Below are 15542 nucleotides of genomic sequence, written 5' to 3'. Positions count from 1 at the left end.
GACTCCTTTCCATAATTATTCATTTTCTAGTCGTACATTTAGATCTGTCACACTTAGGCTGCCGCAGTCCGACGAGTCCCATCAGCGTGCAATGATTCCTGCCGTGCAAGCCACTTTCCAATGACCTGATCGACCGACCATTTGCCGGCGCCCGTCACCATTAACGACAGACCCATGCCAATGACGAGCAGGTGATATTCAAATCCCTCACCGGCTTGTTGGCCAAACCAGTTCATAAAAAACCCATTAGACCAGTGCACCGTTGTGATGGCGCCTAACATGATGATGCCTAAACTCGCGGCAGTGAACCGCGTCATGAATCCGGCTGCCATTGCCAGTGCGCCAACCGATTCTCCCATAATGACCAGAAATGCAATCACCCAAGGCAAACCCATTTGCTCAGTAAAGAATCCCATCGTGCCTTCAAACCCGTTTCCTCCATACCATCCCAGCAGCTTCTGAGCGCCGTGAGGAAAAATGACCAAGGCCAGCATCACTCTCAAAATAACCGGCGCCCAACTCTCTTCTGTTTGAAATAATGTTTTCATGGCTTCCTCTCCTTTGTGAATGAATAAATGTGTGTGGTTTGTCATTATTTGTTCTAACGAAAGCTTTGTTGAACTCTTACCTCTTACATATGGCAAGAGCCATTCCACCTTCACAAAAGATCAAAAAAAGACACAAACATTTGAATGAATTGATGTTTCTATCGAAGATGCAAAAGAAAGAGAAGAGGTGTGTCGAATCAAATGTGACGATATGTCGACTCGTGTCGAGGGGGCGACAGACAGACGAACGGAAGATGGTTAGGCAGAAGGGATTTTCATGAAATTCCCGATGCCTTCGCTTCTCTCATTCGGGATGACGAACGGCAGGAGGACAATCCATTGAGTAGTTTGGCAAAGTGCTCGGGATGCCATGCCTCGTGAATCCCTCCATCGCGGACATTTCCGACAGTAGTCATCGGGAATCCATTTTGGTGTCGTTCCAATTGGACCTCCGCTGACGAACTGCGGGGATGACAGAGGAGGAGACGCTTGGGCATGTCCGAGATTGTTTATTGAGAGTCTTGCTATGAGAGATTGGCAACGACTTCCTTAAGTGCCAAGCAGGCATTTCTCTGGCTGATCATTTACTTCATAAAATCGTGCCTCGATCGCATTTCCTTCAGGATCGAGAAAATAAATGGAGGTTCCTGTTCCCCGCGCTCCCCACCGTTGGACAGGCCCTTCACTGATTGCAATATTATTGTCACGAAGTCGACCGCATAAGTCTTCCCAATCCGTTTTGGTGAGTGCAAGACAAAAGTGGTTCAGATTGCTAAAGCCTGTCCCTGCTGAAATGTTTTGCTCCCATAACTTCTTGGGAAATAAATCGATGACGGTATCATGATTGATCCGCACAGAAGGAAACGGCGCTTTCCCGGCATGATACTCTTCGAGCCGCTCTGCCGGTAGCATCAAAATTCTGGTATAAAAATCGATCATCGCTTCATCATGTTCAATATTCAGGACAATATGATCGAGAAATCCTTGCATTTGCGAATGCTCCATATTTAAAAGCTGTTGGTACGTTCAACACGTTCCCGGATCTGCCCAGCCCAAGGACCTTTTTTGAGGCGAGAGGGTGAAGGGTATCACCGGCGTGAATACGCCCCTGGTCTCTAGAACGCTGCGTCATTGAGGAAATTCTGTTGGCGCGGTCATCTGCCATCCTTCACCATTGAGAGCCCGCATGTATTCCACCAGATCCTTCTTTTCCTGGTCGGTTAATCCCAAAGGAATAATCAAATTAGACAGATGCGGGTTCTGGATTCCCCCTTGGTCGTAAAAATCGACGACGTCTTCAAGGGTGGCGAAACGCCCGTCATGCATGTACGGAGCGGTCCTGGCAATCTCCCGTAGGGTTGGCGTTTTGAATCCGCCAACGGTCCCCGGATGCTTCTCCACCGAATACCGTCCCAGATCGGCTTTCGCCGTGTCCCAATCGATGCCGAGATTGTGAAATTCTTCGTCGGCGAAATTGAATCCCGAATGGCAGCGTGTGCAGCGGCCCTTGCCCTGAAATACTTGGAGCCCTCGTTTGGCGGACTCGGAGATCGCGTCCTCTTCTCCGCCCATGTCGAATCGATCTGCGGGACTGTTGCCGGACAAAAGAGTCCGTTCAAACGCCGCAATCGCTTTGGCCACCCCATCAATGGTGACATCCGTGCAGAAAACCTGCTGAAATCGCTCCCGGTATCCCTTGATGGCATTGAGCTTCTCCACCTCCGCATCCGTGGACGGCATTCCCATCCGTACCGCCTTGGTGAGGGGATTGACCGCTTGCGCTTCCAACGTGGCCATTTTCCCATGCCAGAGCTGGGCATGGCCGTACAGTCGGTTGACGACAGTCATTCCGTTCCGGGTGGCCACCTGGTTATCGATACCCATGGAGAGCTTGGTGCCGTCAGTCCAGGCCAGCTCCGGTTTGTGGCAGCTCGCGCAGGACATTGTATTGTCACGTGACAGGCGTGGATCGAAGAATAACAGCTTCCCGAGTTCAACCTTTTCGACCGTCAGCGGATTGTCTGACGGAATAAATGGCTTGATCTCATCCTCCAGCCCGAACGGAATTTTCAACTGATACGGGGTACTGACAGGTTTGCACGACTCAGGAGGTTGTGCATTGGCAGCGAGAGCCCCTGGCGCTCCAGGCAGAAACAGGACCGTGAGAAGGAGAAGACCCAAGTTCCCTCTCCATGGGAGATGATTGATTGAGAATCGCTGAAACATGATGAACCTCCAGATTGAATGAAACATGTATGGCCAGAGCCTTTTTTCTTTGAGCAGGAGACCGGGGATAGTCACTCACATGAAAAGTTGGAGAGAATTTGCAGAAAACACACCAAATTAGGTCGGGCGGGAGATGCCGAGTTTTTTCATCTTCGAGATCAACGTGGTGCGTTTCATCCCGAGGCGGGCCGCGGTGCCTGTAGAGCCCCCGATTACCCATTTGGTGTCTTGCAGGGCACGAAGAATATGGTCCCGTTCCGCACCTTCTAAGGTCGCGCCAGACTGAGTCCCTCGCTGAAGACCGGCTTTGAGGTCTAATAACGGCACAGCCAGTTCGGAACCCTGGGAAAGAATAACCGCGCGCTCAATCAGGTTTTCCAGTTCGCGAATATTCCCCGGCCAGGGATAGCCTTCCAGACGTTCCATCGTCTTGGCAGGAATGGTCTCGATGGGTTTTTTCATCCTGGTGGCATAACGCTGGGCAAAATACCGAACAAGAATCGGGATATCCTCCTGCCGTTCGCGAAGGGGCGGAACCGTGATGGGAAAGACATTCAAACGGTAATACAAGTCACTGCGAAACTCGCCGGCTTCCACCATCTGCATTAAATCGCGGTTGGTGGCCGCGACCAGCCGAACATCCACGCGGATGGTGCGCGTCCCGCCCAATCGTTCAAACTCCTGTTCCTGAAGCACCCGAAGCATTTTGGATTGCAACTCTAATGGCACTTCCCCGATTTCGTCCAAAAAAATGGTTCCGCGATGCGCAAGTTCAAAGCGACCGACTTTTTGAGAAATGGCTCCTGTGAAGGCACCCTTCTCGTGGCCGAACAGTTCGCTTTCCAACAGACCCGTAGGAATAGCCGCACAGTTAATTTTCACAAAGGCCTGGTCATTTCGCGTGCTGAGCTGGTGGAGAGCTCGAGCAATGAGTTCCTTGCCTGTGCCCGTTTCGCCCAAAATCAGCACGGTCGAATCGGTTGGGGCGACAATTTCCAATTGTTGAAGGACATGCTTTAAGCCCTGACTCTCGCCGACAATCTCCTCGAAGTTGGCTTCTGTCCGGATTTCATCCCGGAGATAGACATTCTCCTTTTCCAGCTTTTCTTTTAATTCGGTAATTTCCCGATAGACAAGGGCATTTTCGAGGGCAATCACCACTTGTCCGGCGACCTGCGTCAGCAGGTCGGCATCCCCCGTGGAAAAGGCTGAAGAACGGGTACTGCCGACATTCAACGTCCCCAAAACCCGATCGGGGAGCATGAGTGGCACACAGCATCCAAATTTCACACCCTCCGCGATCAACTGTCGGGCGGTGACGGAATGAAATTGCTGCAGATCAGTTTCACGCCAACACACCGTTTTTCGTGATCGAAATGCTTCTCCGGCCGGCGTGTCATCAAGCGCAATGGAATGGCTTCCCCCCAACAAGCCTTTCCCTGAAGGAAAATTCAGCACATGTCGATGAAAGTTCTGCGCATCCGGATTATAGAAATATAAGCTGGTGGCTTCATGCGGAATCACCCGTCGCAAGGACGTGACCATGGTCGAAAACAAATCCCCAAGTTCCAGCTTCGACACGATCGCATTGTTCACGTCCAGCAAGACTTGCAGACGATCCCGCTCGCGGCACAATTCCTCTTGATGCAGGACATTGTCCACCGCCACCGCCACTTGCTTGGCGACCTGAAGCAGAAACGTCAATTCCGACTCCTGGTAGGTTCCTTTTTCCACACTCGCGAAGTCGAGTGATCCCAGACGGCGTAAGGAGGTGGTCAGCGGAACCGTGCATAAAGATTGCACGCCGTCTTCGAGCATGAGGGGCAGCACTGCTGGAAAACGGGAGTCTTGAGTCAGGTCGGAAATAATCAATGGCTGCTGGGCCTGCCACACCCAGCCACTCGGATGGGCATCCAAAGCCCATTCTTTCCCGCCCTGTATATCCGCAGGAATATTGGCCTGAATAATATAATCCTGGATAGTGTTCCGCTCGGGCTGGTACAAAGCCAAGCCAATGAAACTCAGTGGAACGATACGAGGAAGGCGTTGAGCCAGGTCCTGTATCAGGTTAGTGAGATCCCGGTGAACCGCGATCGCCTCCGAAACCTCGAGAAGAGCCTGATAGGGCGATGACTGATCTCCCAAAACCGGCTGAATGCGTTTATCCATAGGGGTACAGTATCGCCGATTCCCCCTCACAAACAAAAGCCAGGTTGCCTTTTGTGCCCCAGATGGTCAAGGGGCTTTGGAAGGCGAGGCAAATGTGATCCCGATATCCTGTACCTCCCGGTAGGGAAGGAGCCAGACCAACGATTCATCATGCAGATCTCCGACTTGGATTCGATTACCCCAGGGATCCCGGAAATCACATCGAAAATCAGGACGCACCTCCAATCCGTATTTCTTGGTGATTTTTTCCCGAACTTCCTTCACCTGAGCGTCATCCCGGACCATAATGCCAAAATGTTTGGCCCGATCAGGTTGAAGGGTTTTAACTTCAAAGATCGCCAAAAACTGGTGCTCCCCCATTTTGCACCAGACAGCCCCCTCTCCGCCCCGTAGCATTTCAAGGTTGAAGACATCCGCATAAAACTCGACGGCTTTCTGAGCATCGTCAACTTCAATCACGACATGATTGACTCCATAGACTTGTACCGGCATTTTAGTTTCTCCTTTCCATTATTTTTTCGTAATGATGACACGTTCATTGGATGCAGGAACATCTTGCATGATGCTCTCGCCAAATCCGGCATGGCGGAACATGCGGTCATATTCACTGAAGACATAGGCATCCCCGTCAGGAGTCGTGGCCAACATAATCAAGCAGAACTCAGCCATCAGCGCGGGAGAAATACGATCTTCATTAGGAATAAATTCCAGCGTGATCACATATCCCCCCGGTTTGAGGGAACCATGCACCGTTTTCAAAAATGCCTCGCAGGTCGGCACATCGAAGTGATGCAGGAAATTTGTGAGAAGGATCACATCATAGTCTTTCTCGAATTCCACCTCAAAGGCGCTCCCCGGCAATTCATGGAATCGCTTGGAGATCCCGGCTGCTTGAGCATTCTCTCTGGCAACCGTCAATACATTGGGCCAATCCTGAGCGGTAATGTCCGCCGCTGATAATTTGCGACCGATTTCGATGCCGAACACCCCATGACCGGCTGCCACATCCAAAACTTTGTGGGTATCGGGCGCATTCTCTTTCACCCAGGAAGCAATCCACTCTGCCGGACCTTTCATCAATGGCACCATAGACCGCGCAAACGTCACCCAATCCGGATGTTCCGGTGCCAAGGTTCCTTTCTCCCCGACCACGGTTCCGCCTTTTCGAACGGCACCAGTCAGCTGCTTGAAGCCCTCCACAAGGGGAAATGACAACATAAAATCCAGAGTCGGCCCTAAATAGGCCGGAGAAGTCTTGGTTAAAAATAACTCCGAATCCGGAGTCAACCCGTATTCCTCCCCCTGTTTGGTCAGAAAACCTCCCACAGTCAGATAGTCTCCCAACATTCTCAGGCCTCGTTCAGAACCCCCGCATCGTTGAGCTAAGGCCTTGGGAGTATGGTAGCCTTCCGCGATAGCGGAAAACACATCCAGTTCGATGGCTGATTTCAATGCCGCCGTCCGCATATGTCCATTGACGGTTTGAAAGAATAATTGAGGTGAAGGTCCTTCGGGTGATTTCATGGTCGTCATGTGTTCTCCTAGTCTTTTGGATTATCTTCTTATGGCTCTTCCGAATTTAGTGTGGGTATACCCCTGAGACAATGCTTAAGTCCTATGCCTACAGCTTCCTCCCCTTTGTAAGGTGAGGTGAAGGTGGCGAAAAAAAGAATCAGCTATGTGCTCATATTATTGGGCCAACAGCCCTCGCGACAAATTGACATCTGGCCTTTCTACCTCCCCTTGTCTTTGTTCCTCTTTGTAACAAAGCCTTACAAAGGAGGGGATTTCCTCGGAAATTCCTGTTGCTCAAACAACCCACACAATTTGCTTAAGAGCTTTCCTATAATAAATGCGTGGGAATTGACACGACTCCTCGAGTGGCCCTGTGTTTCAACGTCGTAGAGGCCCAGCCGTACGACGAAGAACAACAACTGGGGGAAGATTACAACACCAGGGGCTTGATCGGCGCCAGCACCAATGTCGGGTCACGCTTCCAATCCACCTCCGGTGCATCGACATAGAGTTCCACTTCGTTACCATCGGGGTCCTGAAGGTAGAGACTTTGGCTGACCGTATGGTCACTCATACCTTCAATGGTGATACCGGCCCGATCGAGATCCTGCTTGGCAGTACGAAGTTCCTCCAGGCTATCTCCAACTTTAATGCCAATGTGATAGAGGCCCCGTCTCCTTCCCGAAGGCGGTCCAGGAACATCGCCCACTTCAATTAACAACAGTTCATGATGAGTCCGGCCAGAGGTGAGCGCCGCCGCTTTTCCTCCAAAAATCTGTCCGACTTCCTGAAACCCCACCACATCTCGATAGAACTTCAAAGACTCTTCGAGATTTTTGACGTAAAACACCACATGTCCTAAATATTGGGCTTTCATAATAAATTTCTCCTCCGTCTTTAGAAAAACGAAACGGTTATCAATGAATCCTCATGGCTTTCCACTTCTTGCCTGTTTTCCTACTCAACTTTGATTAACGCAATGATCGTTCCAGTTTCTTTCTAGAGGCCCTTCAAACACAAATGATGCTCTGGCAAGCCAAATTGCTCTTGGAGCAATCCACGCTCGTGACAGGAAAAGAAAATTATTGCCGAAATATCGACACAATGACGACATTCCGGCAGCTTGAGGGAACTTGAGGGATGAAACGAAATAGGCCCGGCACCAAAAAGGCAGGAAAGAAAGGACACCAGGTAAGGCAGCTTGGACAATAGACTAAACCCAGATTCTCCGGGACGGAGAATCTGCGTTCAGATGAGTAGACGAAACCCTCTCTTATTTATCTTTTTGTTCCTTGGACCCGGCGCCGATAGTCTCCAACCCGGCCTGCGCACATGCGGCATCCAGATGACCACCCGGCGCTCCACCCACCCCGATACCACCGACAACCTCTCCCCCAATTTCAATAGGAAGCCCGCCACCAAGAAGAAGCATATCCTCATTCATATCCCGTAATGCTTGAACCGCCGGCATCTTGGCAATCAACTCGCCCAATTCAGCCGTAGGCCTTTTCAGACTGGCCGAGGTATAGGCCTTCTTGCGACTGCTATCCACGGTATGCGGACCGGCACCATCTTCCCTCAATATCGCCCTCACCACCCCGGCCCGATCGACAACCGCCGCACTCACCCGATATCCATCTTTTGTGCATTGCTCCACCGCCGCACTTGCAGCCTTCGTGGCCAGTGAGAGTGGCAGGACCGCCTCACGCGGCAGCTCGGCCGCCGACACGCCCGCTATGAATAGTGCGCTTAGACTGAGGGTAACCATTCCAGAGAGATACCAACCTTTTTCCGATGTACATTGCAGATTTTTTTTGCCGATCATGAAACGCTCCTTTGATAAACATGAGATCATCCAGGTGCTGACCTGACGATTGTCTTGTTCAGGCTGCAACGTTGTCAATATATCTCACACCCCTACTGGGCTCCCGCCGATTCCAGGATATTAACAATTCGTGTAAAACCATTGGTCCGGGCATGTTGCAGCGGGCTGATGCCATCCCCATCCGGCAGGTTCACATCGGCACCCGCCTTCATAAGCATTTGTACAATCTCCTGATGTCTGGGCCCCCCGTCGCTCAGGATAATGGCTTCCAACAGGGCGGTCCACCCCAATCGATTCACATGATTGATATCCACCTCGGTCTCTAATAAACGCCTCACCGTTTCCACATGCCCACGCTCACATGCCGGAATCAAGGCCGTTCCCCCGAACCGGTTATAAATTCCAAAATCGGGTTTGGCCTCTAATATCAACTGTAAAATCTCGAGGTACCCTCTCGCTCCGGCTAAGAGCAATGGACTGTCCAGTTGACGATCCTGCGCATTCACATCCGCGCCGGCCTCAATCAACACCTTGGCACTTTCAAGATGGTTGCGATCAACCGCCACGAGTAACGCCGTTTGTCCCTTTCCGTCTTGAGCATGGATGCTGGCACCTTGGTTCAACAGTTGCCGGACCATAGCCACATCATTACGTCCTACAGCCTCGAATAAGGCTTCATTCAGCCCTGTCTTCGTGACCATCTCTTTGGTAAATCCCGGTCCGGCAAACATCAGAAGAAACGACACCATCACAAGGATTCCCAATCCTTTCATATCTTCGTACATCCCCTTTTTAATTAATCTCGGCTTGGACTCAGGAGAGGGAGGGACCAGATAAGACCATATCTCAATCCGGCAAAGAAAATGAGGAACAAGACAGCCGTATTATCTGAACCATAAAACTCCGGCTTATTACCGCCTCAACACACCGGCCTCAAGATTGAAATGCCCGCCATCACCGCACAACCGGTTATTAATCGATTTCATGGTTGTTTTTGGATCGGGTTTTCAGCGGAAGAAACAGCTCCAATGGTTTTTCCAGGGCTCGTTTAAATGACTGGAGAAACCGTGCCCCTTGCGCACCATCCAGTGCCCGATGATCACAGGAAAGCGTGACTTTCATCCGACGCGACAGTTTGATGGCTCGCCCTCGTGCCACGGGAACAATATTCACCGCGCCTATGGCCAGAGAAGCCGCCTGGGGTGGCATCAGGACGGCGATAAAATTGTCCACCTCATACATGCCAAGGTTAGAAATGGAGAATGTAGCCCCGGCATATTCTTCGGGAGTGAGTTGTTGGCTTTTGGCCCGGACAAACAGATCACGAATCTCCTCGGCGACTTGAAGAAGATTTTTTCCGGCGCAATCCCGTATCACAGGGGTAATGAGTCCCTCCTCCAGAGCCACCGCAATTCCGATATCGATCGCGGCATGTCGACGCAAGGCTTCCCCCATGAATGAAACATTTATTTCAGGATGACGGACTAAAGCGAGCGCGGCCGCTCGGACGAACAACACAGTTAAACTCAATGGGCCATTGCCCAATTCCTCCATTTGCTTTCGGAGACGCTCGGCCTGATCCATTGCCACTTCTGTTGTGAGATAAAAATGCGGGACAGGGGCCTTACTTGACGTGGTCACTCGAGCGATCGCCTTGCGCATTTGGCTCAGGGGAATGTCTTGGGCTTCTCCCTCCAGAGCTTTTGGTGTTTTAACCTGTCCTTGAATATCGGCTTCCACGATCCGGCCTTCCGGACCGCTTCCTGTGATTGTTGACAAATCAATTTCCTGTTCTTTCGCCAACGCCTTGGCTCGAGGTGATGCTTTGATCCTGACCTCCTGGCTCGTATCCGCCTTCGTTGCCTGGACTTCTTTCTTGGCACTGCCAGATTTTTCACCTTTGGTCGGGGTGGATGGTGCCGGCGAAGTTTGAGAGGGCTTTTGCTTTGGAGAAGGAGCCGCAGAATCTTTTTGAGGTTCAGGTGCTGCAGTTTTTTCCTCAGAGGTCTCAGCCAGCGTGGCCTCTATGTCATCGTCCTGTTCCCCAATCACGGCAATGAGCTTCCCGGCTTTCACGGTTTCCCCCTCGGGCACTAACACTTTTCTCAGCACACCGGACCCAAAGGATTCCAGATCAAGGACCGCTTTGTCCGTTTCAATTTCCGCCAGAATATCCCCTGAGTCGACAGCGTCACCCTCATGTTTTTTCCAAGCCACCACGACCCCTTCTTCCATGGTATCCGTGAGTTTGGGCATGACAACGCGCGTAATCATAGGCCTCTCCTATTTATGGCAGGGGAATTCTTGGAAAGAATCTGTTGTGATGACGTTCTGAGGAACAACCATTTCAAAAATGTGTTGCCGATTAGAGAATTTTTTTCACCGCCGAGATGACCCGAGCTGCATCTGGAATGGCCAGGTCTTCTAGCGGCCGGGTATACGGCATGGGAACTTCCTCACCAGCGACCCTGACGATAGGCCCATCCAATAAATCAAATCCTTTTGAATAGATGGTCTCAGCAATCTGAGCGCCTAACCCACAAAACTCCCACCCCTCTTCTATAATGACAACACGGCCTGTCTTCTTGACAGATTCCAGGAGCGTGTCGGTATCCAAAGGCTTTAATGTTCTCAGGTCGATGACCTCGGCATTGATGCCTTCCTTTGATAAGGCTTCAGCAGCCTCAAGCGCCAGTAGTGCCATCTTGGAATAGGCGACAATGGTCACATCGCTTCCTGTTCGCGTCACAGCGGCCTTCCCAATCGGCAAAGAGTAATCATGGTCGGGCACCTCGCCTTTGGTGCCATACAGAAGTTGCGCTTCGATAAAAATGACCGGGTTCTCATCACGAATGGCGCTTTTCAATAAACCTTTCGCATCAGAGGGCGTCGCCGGGGCAATCACTTTCAGACCAGGGACATGGCAAAACCAGGCTTCAAGACTTTGCGAATGCTGGGCAGCCAACTGATGAGCCGCACTCCCCGGCCCACGGATCACCATGGGAGCCGACAATTGGCCGCCGGACATATAACGAACTTTCGCCGCGTTATTCACGATTTGGTCAAGGGCAAGAATGCCGAAATTAAAGGTCATCAATTCGACAATGGGACGCAATCCAGCCATTGCCGCGCCAACAGCCAAACCCGTAAAGCCCGCTTCGGTAATCGGGGTATCCAACACCCGCTCTACGCCGAATTCCTCCACAAAGCCTTTGCTGACCTTAAAGGCCCCTTGGTAATACCCGACTTCTTCTCCGATTAAAAAAACACGAGAATCCCGTTGCATTTCCTCACGCATCGCCTGATTCAGTGCTTCCCTATAGGAGATCAACATGGTTGGCCGTCATTCAAGAATTGTTGATAATCGAGTGTCATGATGAAGGTAACTTAATACCTTTCCGAATTCTTATTAAGTCCATGCTCCTCACTCGACCAAAACATCCTCATGAAGTGCACCGGGATCAGGAAAGGGGCTTTCATCGGCAAACTTCACAGATTCGGTCACCGTCTGAATCACCTCTTTATCCATTTGCTTAAAATCGGCCTCCTTGGCCAGGCCATCCTGAAGGATCCGGGTTTTGAGGAAAATCAACGGATCCTGCTTCCGTGCTTCTCCCACCTCCTCCTTGGTTCGATAATGGCCATGGGCAGGATCGGACATGGAATGGCCCATGAACCGGTAAGTCGACGCCTCAATAAAGAATGGCTGAGGATCCTTTCGCAACATCTTCACCACACGCGCCGTCAACTCCTTCACCGCCAGCACGTCCATCCCATCCACTTGTTCCGCTTCAATGCCATGCGCTCTGGCTCGTTCGGCAATATCTTTATACAGCAGCATTTCGCGCTCAACGGGCGTACCCATTCCGTACCGGTTGTTTTCGCAAATAAAGATAACCGGCAATTTCCATAACGCAGCCAAATTAAAGGCCTCATGGGTATGCCCACTGGGAACCGCCCCATCACCAAAAAAACAGAGAACCACCCGGTCTTCCTTGCGATAACGTGAAGCAAACGCCAGACCGACAGCAAGCGGCAAATGCCCACCGACGATGGCATACCCGCCCATGAAATTGCGTTCGACGTCGATGAGATGCATGGAACCACCTTTGCCCTTGCACAGGCCTGTGGCTTTTCCAAACAATTCAGCCATCACCTTTTTAGGATCCGAGCCCTTGGCCAGACAATGTCCGTGGTCCCGATAGGAGGCAATGACATAGTCATCCGGGCGAATGGCATGGATACATCCCACGGCGACCGCTTCCTGGCCGATGTATAAATGAAGGAAGCCGGCGATTTTCGCTAAGGCGTACATTTCGGCGGACTTCTCCTCAAAGCGTCGAATGAGAAGCATATCCCGATACAACGCCAAAAGATCGTTCTTGTTCGAGTTAGTATCCAATTTTCTCTTCACCATGAGAAGCCCGGATTGTTCAACATTGCGGATCGACATTCCCCATAGGTTCTGTCTCTGGAATGTTAGAAGAACTTAGAAGAACTTAGAAGAACTGTAGCAAGAGATCGCATACCGATACAATTCTTAAGGTCTTTACCGCAATTTCATGTTTACCATCCGTAGCCCAAAAGCATGTGCGCCGGGATGGCTTTCAAGGTAGGCCAGGCTTGGTGTCAGTAATACAAATGAAGGCCAATTCCGATCCACTCGGTTTGCTGAGAATAGAATTGACCGTTGGGTGAAGCCCCCTTGTAATACTCCATTAATAATTGCAGCTTGCGGTCGCCGATGCGGGCATTTTCGAATTGAAGCCCAGCCATGAGTGAACGGTTGACTGTCCAATTGCTTCTCTCGTTGACCTGGAAATCTGCATACGCCACCGGGCGAATCTTCCCGCTCAGCAACGTCCAAGGGCTTGTCAGTTCAGCCCCGAATTGGCTGGTGCCGCGCCCGAGCGTGCTGGGATCCCGATTTACCAGAATCCCGCCGCCGCCATACACACGAAACCAGTTGAATAGTTCATAGGACAACTTCAGATCGAATTCTTCATAGGACAAATTGATTCTGTTCGGCTGGTTATTGAGAATGAATTCATCACCAAGATGTGAACTTTGATGATGGACGCGAATGAAGCCGGAAAGCGAACCGGTCCGATAGCTGGCAAGAAGACCGGCCGTATAATCCGCGTTTACAAGGTCCTTGGACGACGCGTCCAAATCGAATACGCTAAAGACTCCGCCCTGGAAGGCGATTTCCCATTGGCCATTGAATGGCGCAGCATCGCGATAAATCGCGAACGTTTCTCCAAAATTTGCCGAGCCGGTTGTTTTTGGTTCCGAACCTTTTGAAATATCACGGTAGGCCACGGAGAAATGCGGCCAACGCGGGTCGGTATGAAGCGGATCGAAAAGAAGGCCATCGGGAAGAAATTTGGATTCGGGCTCGGGAATTTTTTGGGAAATGGCATCCGTCGCGGGAGTAACGGGAATCTCGGAGTCGCCAATGCCTTCTATGATTTCCACACGTGTCACACCTGGAATGGCTTCTAAAGCGGTCTGTACCTTCGTTCGGTCAAGGGTGCCGAGCGAAACGGCATAGACGGTCACGACACCATCTTTCACGTTCAGGGAGGCATTGGTGGCATTGAACTCATGTTGAAGAACTGCGGCAGCATAGCCTGCGATGTAAGAATCTTCCACCGCGATAGCGGGAGGCATCCAGCCCAAGAGAAGACAGAGCAGGACCACGATCACTGTTGTCCTTTTCCGTAATACTCTATGGATACTTATAGACACGGTAGAACCAAGCCCGAGAGAAGCAAGCGTTTGAATCATTGGAATCTGCTTTCCTTGGCGAAACATGGTGGTGTGAAGAACCTGGCTAAAACATAACCAACGCTTGGAGAAATACCCGATAGTTCTCAGTGCTGACACGGCAACCACCCTTTTTGAGCGGTCAGGTTGGGGCTTATCGGCTGGTCTAAACTGAAGAAGCCCTGAACATAAAATAACAGGATGATTGTGTTTGGTTGGACAGACAAAAGGTCATGGCGAGGGGCCTAATTTGGCCATTGTCAAACAAGTAAAACACCGGATCTCACGCGCAAGGGACTGATTATTTATTCAACAAAGACGTCTTTGGTCCTATTTGTTTCCAATAAGAAGGCCGGCTGCAGAGTCAGTCCACAGCCGGCCTTCTAAGAGATGTATAAAAGGAATGAGGGTTACTTTTTCATCGGTTCCTCTTTCATGGATTGCTTTTCCATTTTACCCATTTTGGCATGTACAAATCCTTTCACCTCTGATGCCAAGATTGATTGCCCCAAGGATGACGGGCCCATCACCAGGCCGTCATCCGGCTATTTCACAAGAAGGTCAACAATATCATTCCAGCTTTTCAATGTGCCGATGATCGTCGGCTCTCCGAGTTGAACATTGAAGATATCTTCACGAACCATCCGCAATGCAATAACCAGATCATTGAAATCCACCAGATTATTGGTTTCAAATATGGTGAGAAAATCCACATCCGAGATCCCGGTGGAATGATACAATTTCCGCTTCACCGTTTTTAAATAGGCAACGGTGGGAATGGTGTGTTCTTTCATCAGCGCCACACGATCCTCTTTGGACAGGTTCCACCATTCGGCATTTTTGCGAATGGGGATCATAATCGCATAGGTAGACGGATCACCCTCGTATTTTGCCCCTTTGAGTTGTTGAAGCAAATCAGGAAAATCCGGAGCATAATTCAGCTCCTTGGTCACCCCACTGATCGTGTACTCCAAATCCAAATGCCGGCCAAAGCCGGTACTCCGAAGTTGGGTCAGTAATTGCTGGTTGGCTTTGAGTTCAGCAGAATGCAGCCGAAGCAAAAAATGGGATTCTGTCGTCAATCCATAGGTCCAATATCCATCCACGGTCACCTGACTTTTGAATGCCTCCAGCAGAGCTTTGGCCTCCTCCCCGCCTTTCTGTCTTTCCTCCATCGGCAAATCCTTCCAATCTTTATCCACCTCATAAAGGGCAAAGGTCCCAAAAACAGGGGCATCGGCAGCCCAGCTTAAACCCGACAAACCAAAATGCACGACCGCAATGAACACCAAGGATAGTAATACGGGCATATTTTCACTCCTTCTTACCTGAGTTTTACTTTTAAACATGCGAATGGCAAACGTTCGGGTTACGGATGACCGGATAGATCTCTCTGGAATCCCCCTTCGGAATTGTTGAACGGGAATCACCACGCATGGCGGTCGACGTTAGAGCCGGCACGTGGGAAAAAATAATCTTTTAAGAAAGTT

The 15542-nt window shown here is 50.7% G+C and carries 14 protein-coding genes; all 14 read right to left on the bottom strand.

What is annotated here, in order from left to right; all coding sequences use genetic code 11:
* Window positions 1-53 precede the first annotated feature (53 nt).
* The 14 genes from ACWHYD_RS05360 to ACWHYD_RS05295 all read right to left on the bottom strand — a co-directional run bounded on the left by ACWHYD_RS05360 (window position 54) and on the right by ACWHYD_RS05295 (window position 15362).
* Window positions 54-548 carry a DoxX family protein gene (locus ACWHYD_RS05360; RefSeq protein ID WP_447964881.1) on the bottom strand — a complete coding sequence of 165 codons (495 nt, stop codon included), beginning with the start codon at window positions 546-548 and terminating at the stop codon, window positions 54-56.
* Window positions 549-1097: 549 nt separating this feature from the next.
* On the bottom strand, window positions 1098-1538 hold the full coding sequence (locus ACWHYD_RS05355) for a VOC family protein (RefSeq protein ID WP_447964880.1): 441 nt from the start codon (window positions 1536-1538) through the stop codon (window positions 1098-1100).
* A 138-nt stretch (window positions 1539-1676) separates the two neighbouring features.
* Window positions 1677-2774: a cytochrome-c peroxidase gene (locus ACWHYD_RS05350; RefSeq protein ID WP_447964879.1), complete on the bottom strand. Its 1098-nt coding sequence runs from the start codon at window positions 2772-2774 to the stop codon at window positions 1677-1679.
* A 117-nt stretch (window positions 2775-2891) separates the two neighbouring features.
* Window positions 2892-4943 carry a sigma 54-interacting transcriptional regulator gene (locus ACWHYD_RS05345; RefSeq protein ID WP_447964878.1) on the bottom strand — a complete coding sequence of 684 codons (2052 nt, stop codon included), beginning with the start codon at window positions 4941-4943 and terminating at the stop codon, window positions 2892-2894.
* Between the two features lie 66 nt (window positions 4944-5009).
* Window positions 5010-5435: a VOC family protein gene (locus tag ACWHYD_RS05340; RefSeq protein ID WP_447964877.1), complete on the bottom strand. Its 426-nt coding sequence runs from the start codon at window positions 5433-5435 to the stop codon at window positions 5010-5012.
* A gap of 18 nt (window positions 5436-5453) precedes the next feature.
* Window positions 5454-6476, bottom strand: a complete 1023-nt coding sequence (locus ACWHYD_RS05335) for a methyltransferase (protein ID WP_447964876.1) — start codon at window positions 6474-6476, stop codon at window positions 5454-5456.
* 412 nt (window positions 6477-6888) lie between these two features.
* Entirely contained in the window at window positions 6889-7335 is a 447-nt protein-coding gene (locus ACWHYD_RS05330) for a VOC family protein (RefSeq protein ID WP_447964875.1), read from the bottom strand.
* A 396-nt stretch (window positions 7336-7731) separates the two neighbouring features.
* The gene (locus ACWHYD_RS05325; RefSeq protein WP_447964874.1) at window positions 7732-8283 is read right to left on the bottom strand and encodes a GlcG/HbpS family heme-binding protein; all 552 of its coding nucleotides are present in this window, start codon (window positions 8281-8283) and stop codon (window positions 7732-7734) included.
* A gap of 92 nt (window positions 8284-8375) precedes the next feature.
* On the bottom strand, window positions 8376-9056 hold the full coding sequence (locus ACWHYD_RS05320) for an ankyrin repeat domain-containing protein (RefSeq protein ID WP_447964873.1): 681 nt from the start codon (window positions 9054-9056) through the stop codon (window positions 8376-8378).
* Window positions 9057-9255: 199 nt separating this feature from the next.
* Entirely contained in the window at window positions 9256-10557 is a 1302-nt protein-coding gene (locus ACWHYD_RS05315) for a dihydrolipoamide acetyltransferase family protein (protein ID WP_447964872.1), read from the bottom strand.
* Between the two features lie 91 nt (window positions 10558-10648).
* Window positions 10649-11617: a pyruvate dehydrogenase complex E1 component subunit beta gene (locus ACWHYD_RS05310; RefSeq protein WP_447964871.1), complete on the bottom strand. Its 969-nt coding sequence runs from the start codon at window positions 11615-11617 to the stop codon at window positions 10649-10651.
* A 90-nt stretch (window positions 11618-11707) separates the two neighbouring features.
* Window positions 11708-12736: a pyruvate dehydrogenase (acetyl-transferring) E1 component subunit alpha gene (gene pdhA / locus ACWHYD_RS05305; RefSeq protein WP_447964870.1), complete on the bottom strand. Its 1029-nt coding sequence runs from the start codon at window positions 12734-12736 to the stop codon at window positions 11708-11710.
* A gap of 176 nt (window positions 12737-12912) precedes the next feature.
* Window positions 12913-14172, bottom strand: a complete 1260-nt coding sequence (locus ACWHYD_RS05300) for a DUF1207 domain-containing protein (protein ID WP_447964869.1) — start codon at window positions 14170-14172, stop codon at window positions 12913-12915.
* 425 nt (window positions 14173-14597) lie between these two features.
* The gene (locus ACWHYD_RS05295; protein ID WP_447964868.1) at window positions 14598-15362 is read right to left on the bottom strand and encodes a chlorite dismutase family protein; all 765 of its coding nucleotides are present in this window, start codon (window positions 15360-15362) and stop codon (window positions 14598-14600) included.
* Window positions 15363-15542 lie beyond the last annotated feature (180 nt).

The organism is Nitrospira sp. Ecomares 2.1 (genome assembly GCF_965152585.1).
Note: the sequence above shows the minus strand (reverse complement) of the source record. Positions and strands in the feature narration are given on the sequence as shown.